This is a genomic window from Corallococcus sp. AB049A (genome assembly GCF_003668885.1).
GTDB classification, from domain to species: domain Bacteria; phylum Myxococcota; class Myxococcia; order Myxococcales; family Myxococcaceae; genus Corallococcus; species Corallococcus interemptor.
This window is the reverse complement of sequence record NZ_RAWL01000292.1, coordinates 1-11110: the sequence shown is the minus strand read 5'-3', so window position 1 is coordinate 11110 and position 11110 is coordinate 1. Positions and strand designations below refer to the sequence as shown.

At 70.1% G+C, this 11110-nt stretch carries 11 protein-coding genes and 1 pseudogene; 5 read left to right on the top strand and 7 right to left on the bottom strand.

Annotation, left to right across the window (positions count from 1 at the left end):
- The 4 genes and pseudogenes from D7X55_RS26855 to rimO form a co-directional block, all read left to right on the top strand.
- Positions 1-373 (top strand): annotated as a pseudogene (locus tag D7X55_RS26855) (ribonuclease J); the annotation flags it as partial.
- Between the two features lie 30 nt (positions 374-403).
- Entirely contained in the window at positions 404-901 is a 498-nt protein-coding gene (locus tag D7X55_RS26850; RefSeq protein WP_120524455.1) for a YajQ family cyclic di-GMP-binding protein, read from the top strand.
- A gap of 12 nt (positions 902-913) precedes the next feature.
- Positions 914-2029: a hypothetical protein gene (locus D7X55_RS26845; RefSeq protein WP_199747149.1), complete on the top strand. Its 1116-nt coding sequence runs from the start codon at positions 914-916 to the stop codon at positions 2027-2029.
- Between the two features lie 33 nt (positions 2030-2062).
- On the top strand, positions 2063-3463 hold the full coding sequence (gene rimO / locus D7X55_RS26840; protein ID WP_370450073.1) for a 30S ribosomal protein S12 methylthiotransferase RimO: 1401 nt from the start codon (positions 2063-2065) through the stop codon (positions 3461-3463).
- Positions 3464-3534: 71 nt separating this feature from the next.
- On the opposite strand, the gene D7X55_RS26835 is transcribed toward rimO, so the two are convergent.
- The 6 genes from D7X55_RS26835 to rplU all read right to left on the bottom strand — a co-directional run bounded on the left by D7X55_RS26835 (position 3535) and on the right by rplU (position 8617).
- Positions 3535-4953 (bottom strand): hypothetical protein, encoded by a 1419-nt coding sequence (locus tag D7X55_RS26835; RefSeq protein ID WP_120552514.1) that lies wholly within the window; start codon positions 4951-4953, stop codon positions 3535-3537.
- Between the two features lie 15 nt (positions 4954-4968).
- Positions 4969-5775, bottom strand: a complete 807-nt coding sequence (locus D7X55_RS26830) for an outer membrane lipoprotein carrier protein LolA (protein WP_120552513.1) — start codon at positions 5773-5775, stop codon at positions 4969-4971.
- Positions 5776-5857: 82 nt separating this feature from the next.
- Entirely contained in the window at positions 5858-6541 is a 684-nt protein-coding gene (locus D7X55_RS26825; RefSeq protein WP_120552512.1) for an RNA methyltransferase, read from the bottom strand.
- A gap of 4 nt (positions 6542-6545) precedes the next feature.
- Entirely contained in the window at positions 6546-7856 is a 1311-nt protein-coding gene (gene obgE / locus D7X55_RS26820) for a GTPase ObgE (RefSeq protein ID WP_121724546.1), read from the bottom strand.
- A gap of 130 nt (positions 7857-7986) precedes the next feature.
- Positions 7987-8262: a 50S ribosomal protein L27 gene (rpmA, locus tag D7X55_RS26815; RefSeq protein WP_014394223.1), complete on the bottom strand. Its 276-nt coding sequence runs from the start codon at positions 8260-8262 to the stop codon at positions 7987-7989.
- Between the two features lie 46 nt (positions 8263-8308).
- Positions 8309-8617, bottom strand: coding sequence for a 50S ribosomal protein L21 (gene rplU / locus D7X55_RS26810; RefSeq protein WP_014394222.1), 309 nt, complete (start codon positions 8615-8617; stop codon positions 8309-8311).
- A gap of 272 nt (positions 8618-8889) precedes the next feature.
- Here rplU and D7X55_RS26805 point away from each other — a divergent pair, with 272 nt between their 5' ends.
- Positions 8890-9246 (top strand): hypothetical protein, encoded by a 357-nt coding sequence (locus tag D7X55_RS26805; RefSeq protein ID WP_121724545.1) that lies wholly within the window; start codon positions 8890-8892, stop codon positions 9244-9246.
- Between the two features lie 35 nt (positions 9247-9281).
- Here the strand turns inward: D7X55_RS26805 and D7X55_RS26800 are convergent.
- Positions 9282-11110 (bottom strand): protein kinase domain-containing protein (locus tag D7X55_RS26800; protein WP_121724544.1); only part of this gene is annotated, 1829 nt, incomplete at its 5' end.

The window sequence follows — 11110 nt, the reverse complement described above, 5'->3', positions numbered from 1 at the left end:
CTTCACGGGCAGCGTGCCCTCAGGGCGCATCATGATGGAGCGCTCCGGGGACGGGGTGGTGACGACGGAGACGCTGGCGGAGCGCAACAAGCTGGCGGAGACGGGCGTGGTGGCCGCGGCGGTGGTGCTGAGGCGCGACACCCAGGCGCTGGTGGCGGGGCCCCAGCTGTCCGGCCAGGGCCTCAGCCCGGACGAGCAGGGCGTGCTGGCCCGGGTGGCCCAGGAGGCGCGGGCCTACTTCGAGGAGCTCAACCCCCTGCTCCGGGGGGACGACGCCCTGGTGCGCGAGGAGCTCACGAAGGCGGTGAAGCGGGCCTTCAAGCAGCACACCTCCCGGCGAACCCTGGTGGTCCCCTTGGTCGTCCGGGTGTAGGTATGTTAAGGGCGCGAAAAGGTCCCCCCCATGCCCTCCTTCGACGTCATCTCCAAAATCGATCTGGCTGAACTCGACAACGCGGTCAATCAGACCCGCAAGGAGCTCAGCACCCGCTACGACTTCCAGGGCGTGAAGGCCGAAATCGACATCGCCCCGGACCATTCCGCGCTCACGCTGAAGACCAACAGCGAGGAGAAGCTCCAGGCCGCCAAGGAGGTCCTGCTCGGCAAGCTGGCCAAGCGCGGCATCAGCCTGCGGGTCCTGGAGTTCGGCGACATCGAGAAGACGGGCCTGTCCAACGTCAAGCAGCCCATCAAGCTCCAGCAGGGCATCCCGGTGGAGAAGTCCAAGGAGCTGATCAAGGTCCTCAAGGAGTCGAAGATCAAGGTGCAGGGCTCCATCCAGGCGGATCAGCTCCGCGTCACGGGCAAGAACCGCGACGACCTGCAGGAGGCCATGGCGCTGTTCCGCAAGGAGCAGGACCGCCTCAGCCTGGACATGCAGTTCACCAACTTCCGCGACTAGAGGCGTCCCTTCATGCACGCCGCCCGTCTGGCCCCCCTGCCCCTCTGTCTGCTCCTCGCCACCGGCGCCTTCGCGCAGGACGAGGCGCCCCGCCCCAGCAAGCCGGTGCCCGTGCTGAAGAAGGCGCCCCGGCCGGAGAAGGGGCTCAAGGACTTCGGCTCGCCGCTGGTCCTCAAGCCGCTGTCCACCGAGGGGGCCACCGCCAACTTCTCCGCCCGGGTGGGCTGGCGCAAGGACACGCTCTTCGTGGGCGTGGAGGCCACGGACAACCAGCTGCTCGCGGGTGACATCGTCACCCTGACGCTCCATTTCCCGGACGCGGGGCCTACCGCCCCGGGCTACACCTACCGCTTCGCCTTTGACGGCCAGCGCACCTCCGGCCCGGACAGCGGCACGCCCAGGTTCGCGCAGGGCCTGGTGAACGCGGCGGTGCACCGCCAGGGCGACACGCTGTCGGTGGTGGCCATGATTCCGGTGCGGGCCCTGCCGCGCTTCCCTGCGGTGGATCCGCTCGTCATGGACCTCTGCATCACCTACGAGGACCAGGACCAGGTGGGCGCCAATGTGGTGCCAGTGTCCAACTGCAAGGGCGGCTCCATGCCGGAGGGCGAGTCGCTGCGCCTGCCGGACGAGGCGCGCAAGAACCTCAAGCTGAAGCCCTCCGCCAGCGTCACCACGCTGGAGGCGGCTCCCACCGGCTGGCTGGGCTGGGGCATGCTCAGCTACCCGGACTGGGCGCAGGGGGAAGAGAACCTCACCCCCGCCTCGCTGCGCGCGCTGGTGGCCCCCAACTCCGTGGACGCCAGCAAGATGGGCGTGAACCTGCCGGAAGCATTGAGCCTGCCGGACGGACGGCCGGTCGTTACCGTGCTCACTGGGAAGAACCCCTATGCCGTCGAGGGTCAATGTGACTCCGACGATGAGCTCCGGATGGGGCTCTATGTGGTGTCGGGGAAGACAGCCCAGCGGGTGCTCGACTGGCCGGCCGCCACCTGTGCGCTGGGTCGCGCCACTTCGGTGGAGCTGGAAGAAGACGGGGCGCTGAACATCGGTTACTCGAACGGCGCCATCATCAACTTCGTTTGGAGTGCGGACCACTTCGAGCGGACGCAACTGGGAAAGCGGTAGACGCGCGTGGAAGAGACCAAGAGCCTGTACATGATGACCCTCGGCTGCCCGAAGAACCGGGTGGACTCCGAGGTGATGCTGGGCACGCTGCGCACGCGCGGCTATTCGCTCGTGCAGGAGGCCTCGGAGGCCGAGGTCATCGTGGTCAACACGTGCGCCTTCATCGGCCCTGCGAAGCAGGAGTCGGTGGACTCCATCCTGGAGATGGCGGAGCTGAAGAAGTCCGGCTCGTGCAAGACGCTCGTCGTCACCGGATGCCTGTCCCAGCGCTACGGCCAGGAGCTGTCGCAGGAGATGCCGGAGGTGGACCACTTCCTGGGCACCAGCGCGTACGCCCAGATTGGTGACCTGCTGGCGGCCGAGGCCACGCCGCGCCAGGTGATTCCGGATCCGGACTACATCCACAACGCGGAGACGCCGCGCATCAACTCGATGCCGAAGTACACGGCGTATCTGAAGATTTCGGAAGGGTGCGACAACGCCTGCGCGTTCTGCATCATCCCCACGCTGCGCGGCGGCCAGCGCTCGCGCACGGTGCAGGACATCGTGGCGGAGGCGCGGAACCTGGCGGACAGCGGCGTGCAGGAGCTGAACCTCGTCGCGCAGGACCTGACGGCGTACGGGCATGACCTGCCCGGCAAGCCGAAGCTCCACGAGCTGCTCAAGGAGCTGGTGAAGGTGGACGTGAAGTGGATCCGCCTGCACTACGCCTACCCGCGCGTGTTCCCGGACGAGCTCATCGACGTCATCGCCACCGAGCCGAAGATCGCCAAGTACCTGGACATGCCGGTGCAGCACGCCAGCGACAAGCTGCTGCTGTCCATGAAGCGCGGCCGCAACTCGGAGTTCCTCAAGAAGCTGCTCACCAAGCTGCGCGAGCGCGTGCCGAACCTGGTGATGCGCACCTCGCTCATCGTCGGCCTGCCGGGTGAGACGGAGGAGGACTTCGAGCTCCTGAAGGAGTTCGTGAAGGAGCAGCGCTTCCAGCGCCTGGGCGTGTTCCAGTACTCGGACGAGGAGAACACCGCCGCGTTCGACCTGCCGGACAAGGTCCCGGCGAAGACCATCGAGCGCCGCTGGCGCGAGGTGATGGCCATCCAGAAGCGCATCAACCGCGAGCAGAACAAGAAGCTCGTGGGCCAGAAGCTCACCGTGCTGGTGGAGGGCCCCAGCGAGGAGTCCGAGCACCTGCTGGTGGGCCGCCACGAGGGCCAGGCGCCGGAGATCGACGGGCAGGTCTACATCAACGACGGCCTGGCGTACCCGGGCGAGTTCGTCACCGTGGAGGTGACGGAGGCGCACGACTACGACCTCATCGCCCGCGTGGTGGAGCGTCCGGATCCGAAGCAGCGCGAGCACACCCCGCGCGAGGCCCCGCCCGCGCCCGTGCCGCTGAAGGCGCTGAAGCGTCCGCCGGAGCCCCGGCCGGAGTAGTCCGCCGCAAGTGAAGGAAGTGCCCCGGGCCCGCCTCCGTCCTCTTGCAAAAGAGGCGGTCGCGGGCCCGGCTACTTCGGATCCTCGGGCTCCAGCTCGCGCTCCTCGACGGGCGGCGGCTGCGGGCCCGAGCCCTTCGTCGGCACGGCCACGCCCTCGCCCAGCGGCGTGGGCTGGCACTCGCAGACGGTGCGGCGCGACGCGGACTCCGTGACGAAGGCGCACGTCGTGGGGCACTCGGCCTGCCGTCCCTCCTCCACCAGCGACACCGCGTAGCCCTTCGCGCCCTGGAGCGCCGCGTGGCACGCGGGCAGGGTCTTCGCCAGGGACGCCCACGGCAACCGGTGCTGCGTGTTGGCGCCTCGCGTGGTGGTCGGGAAGCTCAAGCCCACCTGACAGCCCGTCTCCAGGCGCTGGCCGTCCGCGCCCCGGGGCTCCACGTAGAGGCGCACGCCCTCCGGTACGTCCCGGAACACCGCGCCGGACAGGGCCACCGCGCCGTCGGGCTCCGCGCGCACGAAGAGGCCGTAACAGGCCTCCTCGCTGAACGCGCCGCCCTCGCCCGCGCACTGCTGCCGGCCTCCGCCCTCGGGTGTGCGCACGTGCGGCCTGCGCAGCACCAGCGCCCCACCCTGCGCGTCCACCGTGGCGGTGAAGCGGCCCCACACGTCCGGCCCCAGCCGGCCCAGGCTGCTCTGTGACGGCCAGCGCCCCGCGGCCTCCATCACCAGGGGCTTCACGCCCAGCCCGTCGGCCACCTCCACCGAGTCCACCGCGAAGGTGCGCGGCGGCAGCCCCGCGGCCGTCTCCAGCGGCTGCAGCCCCAGTCCCAGCGCGGGGTCCACCGCCAGGCGGGAGAAGGGCTCGCGCGTGCCCAGCACGAAGGGGCCGGTGATGCTCGCCCCACCTTGCCTCACCTGCACGGCCAGGAGCGGCCAGTCCCCCAGCGGCTCGCGGCTCAGCTCCACCACGGACGACTCGCGCACCGCGTCCGTCGCGCGCAGCTCCGCGTCGTAGGCCTCCCGGGGACGCGACGCGGTGAAGGTCACCTCGCGGCGCAGCGGATCCACCGTGAGGGCATACGGGAACAGCACGTCCTGCCCCAGCGTCACCGAGCAGCCCGTCTCACCGGAGAGCAGCAACGTGCGCAGCGGCGGCGAAATGGGGCCCACCGTCAACGGCGGGGCCGGCACCTCCGGCCAGGAGCGATGCCCTCCGGAGGACTCCGGCACGCGCGCGGTCCCGGCGGCCGCGGGCGGCGCACCGTCGAAGCAGCTGCTGGACACGAGCGACAGCGGCCGCGTGACGTCCAGCACCACCGGCACGGCCCGGTTCCCCAGCCGCCCCGCCACCGTCAGCCGCAGCGCGGGCGACGACAGGAGGGGCAGCGTCTGCCCCGCGAGGCTCGTGGGACGTGAAGGGCCCGGGGGCGCGGAGGAGTGACACCCCGCGCCCAGCAGCACGCATCCCGCCAGCAGCACGCCACGCATGGAGGGCGGGCCGTCCTACTGCTGCGCCTTCTTGGTGAAGTCGTCCACGCGGGTGCCCTCGGGCGGGTTCAGCTTGAAGCTGTCCGCCGCGATGCCCACGTTCGTCTTCAGGTCCAGGAAGGCGATGGTGTTCTCACTGCCGTCCGGATCCACCACCGTGCTCTTGAGCACCTGCGCCGTGGAGGGGTCCACCTCCAGGCGCACCTGGCGGAAGCGCGGCTCGTTCTTCAGCGGATCCAGCACCAGCAGCGTGCCCTTGCAGTCCTTGCAGTCGCCCTTGGTGATGGCGAACTCGTCCGCCAGCTTCCCCTGGCCGAAGAGGAACGTCACCGACGCGGACAGCTGGCTGGTGTCCATGGCCGCCACCGACAGCGTCTGCGCCTCCGGGTCGTGCATGTAGACCTTGTTGCCCGCGAGCACGAACGTCCGCTTGGACGGGTTCTCGTACTCCCAGCGCATCAGGCCCGGCTTCTTGTAGGTCACCGTGCCCGTGGACGTCTGCGTGCGGCGGAAGGCCTTGTACTTGTAGTCCTGCTTGAAGCCCGCCTTGAAGTCGCCCGTCTTCTCGTAGAAGGCCTGCATCCGGTCCACGAGCGTCTTCACCTCGGGCGCCATCGGCTTGGGCGCGGGCTTCGCGGCGCCAGCGGCCACGCTCGCGTCGCCGGACTTCGCGGACGGGGGCATGGCGGCCGTGCCCGCGTCCTTGGGAGCAGCGGGCGCCGGCGTGGCGGCGGGGGCCTTGGCGGCGGCCGCGGGCTTCGGCGCGGGCGCGGTGGTGGGGGCCTGCGTGAGGAGCGTGAAGAGCAGGGATTCCAGCAACATGGCGTGCGCCTCCGGAGCGGGCCCCTGGAGGCGCCCGCAGGGTCCATCTACCGCATCCGGACGGGCCCCGGGGGGCCGGCATTCACCGCTGTGTGGCTTTGACCAGACGCTTCCGCTGCTTCACGCCCAGCAGGTAGAAGCGCTCGCGCAGCTCCTGGGCCTCCTCGGGGGACAGGTCCCCGGAGCCCCCCGCCAGGTGCTCGTCCCGCCAGGCGACCGCCCGGGTGATGCTGGCGGACGCGGCGGCGGAGATGTTCAGGCTCTGGCTGAAGCCCTTCATGGGCACCACGAACGTCCCGTCCACTCCGGTGAGCACGTCGTCGCTCACGCCGTAGCGCTCGTTGCCGAACACCATGGCGAACTTCGTGTCGAAGCGCAGGGTGTAGAGGTTGGTGGCCCCTTCGCGCAGCGCCGACGCGTAGAGGCTGAAGCCCCGCCCCTTCAGGTGCTCGCGGCACTCCGCGAACGTCTTGTAGAGGTGCACGTCCAACCACTTGTCGCAGCCCTGGGCCACCCGCGAGTTGGGGATGAAGGGCGCTTCCGGGTTGATGACGACGTGCACCTCCTGCACGCCCATGGACTCGCAGGTGCGCAGCACCGCGGCCATGTTGAAGTTGTCCTCCAGCCGGTCGAGGACCACCACGAAGTTGCGCGTGCGCTGGCTGACGACGCGGTCGATCTTCTCTTTCCGCACGTCGAGCAGGAACTGCTCCGGCTCGACGGCTTCGCGCTCGAACTTCTCGTAGCGGGGGCCTCCACCAGCCATCGGATCAGCGCCTCCCGCCAGACTTCTTCTTCGCCGGGGCCTTCCGGGCGGCCTTCTTCGCCGGAGCCTTGCGGGCCGGAGCCTTCTTCGCGGCGGCCTTCTTCGCCGGGGCCTTGCGGGCGGCCTTCTTCGCCACGGGCTTGCGCGCGGTCTTCTTCGCGGCGGCCTTCTTCGCCGGAGCCTTCTTCGCCGGAGCCTTCTTCGCGGCGCCCGCCTTCTTCGCAGGGCCCTTCTTGGCGGCGGCCTTCTTCGCCGGAGCCTTGGCGGCGGACTTGCGCGTCGTCGGCATCTCGACGTGGAGCTTGCCGGTGCGGCCGGTGAAGAGCACCTCCGCCACCGCGTCCATCAGGGGCTGCATGCCCTCGCCCGTGGCGCAGGACACCGGGTACACGCGGATGCCCTTACGGCGCAGCGCCTCCGTGAAGGGCCCCAGCCGGTCGCGCGCCTCCGTCAGGTCCAGCTTGTTGGCGGCCACCACCTGCGGCTTGCCGGCCAGCTCCTTGCTGTACTTCTCCAGCTCCTTGTTGAGGATGTTGAAGTCGTCCAGCGGGTTGCGGCCCTCGCCCTCGGCGCCCATGTCGATGAGGTGCACCAGCACCTTGCAGCGCTCCACGTGGCGCAGGAACTGGTGGCCCAGGCCCACGCCCTCGCTGGCGCCCTCGATGATGCCGGGGATGTCCGCCATCACGAAGGACAGGCTGTCCTTGTACTGGACCATGCCCAGGTTCGGCACCAGCGTGGTGAACGGGTAGTCCGCCACCTTCGGCCGAGCGCGGCTCACCCGCGAGATGAACGTGCTCTTGCCCGCGTTGGGGAAGCCCAGCAGGCCCACGTCCGCCAGCAGCTTCAGCTCCAGCCGCAGGGTGATCTCCTCACCCTTCCCGCCGTCCTGCGCGAAGCGCGGCGTCTGGCGCGTGGAGGTGGCGAAGTTCATGTTGCCCAGGCCGCCCCGGCCGCCCTTGGCCGCCACGAACCGCTGGCCCGGGTCGCTCAGGTCCACCAGCAGCTCGCCGGTGTTCTCGTCACGGATCAGCGTGCCCACCGGCACCTGGAGGACCAGGTCCTCGGCGCCATGGCCGTTGCAGTCGCTGCCCATGCCGTGCTCGCCGCTCTTGGCCCGGTGGTGCTGCTGGTAGCGGTAGTCCAGGAGCGTGGTCAGCTGTGGGTTCGCCACGAACACCACGGAGCCGCCATTGCCGCCGTCCCCGCCGTTGGGGCCGCCGCGCTCGATGAACTTCTCACGCCGGAAGGCCACGGCGCCGTTCCCACCGTCTCCTGCCTTCACGTAGATGCGTACTTCGTCGACGAACTTCATGGGGCGACTGCCCTCCTGGAAAAACACAAAGCGGGCCGTCCACGCATCCGCCCGCTCCCAACGGGAACGGAGAGGACCGGGAACGACCCGCTCGGTAAGCCGAAGCCCCGGGTCACCCCGGGGCCACTGACTAGGCGCTCGCCTGCTCGGCGGCGGCCGGGTACACGGACACCTTCTTCTTGTCGCGGCCGAGGCGCTCGTACTTCACCACGCCGTCCACCGTCGAGAAGAGGGTGAAGTCGCGACCGAGCTTCACGTTCGTGCCCGGGTGGATGACCGTACCGACCTGGCGCACGAGGATGCTGCCCGCCGTGATCGTCTCACCGCCGTACACCTTCACGCCACGGTACTGCGGGTTGGAATCACGCCCGTTGCGCGAAGAACCCTGACCTTTTTTATGGGCCATGACACCTGCTCCTTGAAGTTCGTGTGGGGAATGCCCGGAAAGACGACTAGCCGGAGATCGAGGTGACCTTCACCTCGGTGTACGGCTGGCGGTGGCCACGGCGACGGGTCCAGCCTTCCTTCTCCTTCCGGAAGTGCAGGACGCGGCGGTGCTTGTCCTGCGCCAGCACCTTGCCCACGACCTTCGCGCCCGCCACCGTCGGCTGGCCCACCTTCGGGCTCTCAGAGCCGCCCAGCAGCAGAACCTCGGTGAACGAGACCTCGGCGCCGATGTCCCCGGCGATCTTCTCGATCCGGACAACGTCGCCCTCGGCGACGCGGTACTGCTTTCCGCCCGTGCGAATGACTGCGTACATCGTCGAACCCCTGTCAGCTTCGGGTTGGTTCAACCCATGGAATCCAACGCGCATTTCGGACGGAAGACCGGCCGGCGCGCTAAAAGACGGCGGGACTTACGAGAATCCCGGGGGGGAGTCAAGGCAGTTGGCGGATCATCCCGCCCCCAGACCCCCTATTTGCTTTTGAATAGAATTCCCGGAATAAAGTCGACTGGACTGCAAGCGGGCGCGCAATAGGATGCGCGCCGCTTGCTTTTCACCTGTACCTCATCCCTGAGGGGGAGAACATCATGAAGAACATCCTGTTCGGTCTGGTTGCCATGGCTTCGCTGACGCTCACCGCCTGCGGCGGCAACGTGTGCGACGACACCGCGGACGCGTTTGACAGCCTGGTCGACAAGGCCGAGGAGTGTGGTCTGTCCACCAGCGGCTTCGAGAAGCCGACGGACGCGGAGCTCGAGTCCTGCAAGGAGTCCCTCGACTCCTGCAGCGACTCCGACAAGGACAAGCTGTCCGCCTACGCCGAGTGCCTGAGCGACGCGAAGGGCTGCTCCGACAAGACCGAGGCCGAGCAGCAGGCGTTCGCGATGCGCATCCTGTCCTGCAGCAGCAAGCTCGAGGGCGTGAGCGCCGCCTGCGCCAACTAGTCACGTCTTCCGGCTGAACGGCCGGAACGTGGCAGTCAGGGCCCGGTTCCCTCCCCAGGGAATCGGGCCCTTTCATTTCGGGCGCCCGGCGGCGGGCGCGTCCCCAGCGCCCGGTCCACCACCCGGCGGCGCTGCTGGAACTCCCACTCCAGGGGGTCCAGCTCCAGGCCGCGCTCGTAGGCCTCCAGGGCCCGCTGGAGCTGGCCGTCGCGCTCCAGCGCGCTGCCGGTGAGGAAGTGGACCCGCGCGGTGCCCACCGCCCGGGGCTGCTCGGCCACGAACTCGCGGCGCAGCGCGTCCGTCTGGGCGGCGGTGAGGCCCGCCTCCAGGCACCGCGCCACGCCCCGGCCGTTGCCCAGCCGGGCGTCGTAGCGCGCGCGGCGCAGGGGCACGCCCAGGGTGTCTCCGGCGTCCCGCACGCGGATCAGCATGGACTCCAGGCGCGAGCGCTGCCCGCGGGACAAGGGCCGCTGCCGCAGCGCGGACAGGGCGGTCCACAGCTCGCGCGCCCGCTCCCGCGCGGGCTCCAGCTCCACGTCCGGTGAGAGCCCCAGCACCGCGTAGTGCGTGCCCTCCCCCGCCAGCTGTCCGCTCCACAGGGCCAGGGCGCGCTCGGCCTCGGCGTCGTCCGGCGGCTCCCGGGGCGCGGGGGGCGGAGAAGCGGGTGTGCCGGCGAGGTGCTGCTCCACGCGGGCCTTCAGCGCGGCGGACGGCGCGACGAACTGCACGCCGAAGCCCGGGCGCATGCTCCAGGCCTGGGCCTGCTCGGGCGACACGTGGCGCACCACCTCGCACGTGACGGACAGCGGCCCGGTGGACAACGGCAGCACCACCTGGACCTGGGCGAACAGCGGGGGCAGCTCCCCTGTCGCGTGCAGGAACACGCCACCGCGCGACAGGTCCGACCCCGTGAAGGCGCGGGGCTGCGCGCCCGGCTGGAGCACCACCTGCACGGGCAGGGGGAGCGTCTTTCCCCCGGACGCGCCCGGCGAGGCCAGCGGCGGGGTGCGCCGGGGCCCCGTGGCCGGCGTCCCTGGAGGCACATCTCCCGGCGCGGGACGGGGCACGCCCACGGCCGCGCGCGGCGCCGGGGTCCGCGAGGCCAGCGCCTGCTCCAGGGCGGCGCGCAGGGCGAGCGCGTGGGGGAAGCGCTCCTCCGGGGTCTTCGCCAGCGCGCGCAGCACCACCGCCTCCACGGCGGACGGAATCGACGGGCAGATGGAGCGCGGGGCCGGAGGCTGCCGCGTCTGGTGCGCCACCAGCTGGGCGGTGAGCCCCTCGTCGGGAAAGGGCAGCCGCCCGGTGAGCAGCTGGTAGGCGATGACGCCCACCGCGTACAGGTCCGCGCGGCCGTCCAGCTTCCGGCTCAGGGACTGCTCCGGGGCCATGTACTCCGGCGTCCCCACGATGATGCCCGCCACCGTCTCCGGCATGCTCGCGTCCACCAGCTTCGCGATGCCGAAGTCGAGCACCTTCACGAACGGCATCCCCCGCCCACGCTTCACCAGGAAGATGTTGTCCGGCTTCAGGTCGCGGTGGACGATGCCCCTCGCGTGCGCCGCATGCAGCGCGTCACACACCTGGGTCAGCATGGGGACCACGGCGCCGGCCGACAGCGGCGTGCCCACCCAGGCCGACAGCGGCGCCCCCTCCAGGAACTCCATGATGAGGTACGGCCGGGGCGCGGCGGCGTTGAGGTCGAAGATGCTGACGATGTTCTCGTGCCCGATGAGGTTCACCGCCCGGGCCTCGGCATGGAAGCGCTGCACCAGCTCCGGGTAGCGCGTCAGATGCTCGTGCAGGACCTTCACCGCCACGCGGCTGCCAATGGACACGTGCTCCGCCAGGTAGACGGACCCCATCC

What these genes read in the sequence shown, in the direction of transcription:
- D7X55_RS26850 (WP_120524455.1), top strand. Translation starts at nt 404, where the DNA reads ATGCCCTCCTTCGACGTCATCTCCAAAATCGATCTGGCTGAACTCGAC.
- rplU (WP_014394222.1), bottom strand. Translation starts at nt 8,617, where the DNA reads ATGTACGCAGTCATTCGCACGGGCGGAAAGCAGTACCGCGTCGCCGAG.
- obgE (WP_121724546.1), bottom strand. Translation starts at nt 7,856, where the DNA reads ATGAAGTTCGTCGACGAAGTACGCATCTACGTGAAGGCAGGAGACGGT.
- D7X55_RS26835 (WP_120552514.1), bottom strand. Translation starts at nt 4,953, where the DNA reads ATGCGTGGCGTGCTGCTGGCGGGATGCGTGCTGCTGGGCGCGGGGTGT.
- D7X55_RS26845 (WP_199747149.1), top strand. Translation starts at nt 914, where the DNA reads ATGCACGCCGCCCGTCTGGCCCCCCTGCCCCTCTGTCTGCTCCTCGCC.
- D7X55_RS26830 (WP_120552513.1), bottom strand. Translation starts at nt 5,775, where the DNA reads ATGTTGCTGGAATCCCTGCTCTTCACGCTCCTCACGCAGGCCCCCACC.
- rimO (WP_370450073.1), top strand. Translation starts at nt 2,063, where the DNA reads ATGACCCTCGGCTGCCCGAAGAACCGGGTGGACTCCGAGGTGATGCTG.
- D7X55_RS26805 (WP_121724545.1), top strand. Translation starts at nt 8,890, where the DNA reads ATGAAGAACATCCTGTTCGGTCTGGTTGCCATGGCTTCGCTGACGCTC.
- D7X55_RS26825 (WP_120552512.1), bottom strand. Translation starts at nt 6,541, where the DNA reads ATGGCTGGTGGAGGCCCCCGCTACGAGAAGTTCGAGCGCGAAGCCGTC.
- rpmA (WP_014394223.1), bottom strand. Translation starts at nt 8,262, where the DNA reads ATGGCCCATAAAAAAGGTCAGGGTTCTTCGCGCAACGGGCGTGATTCC.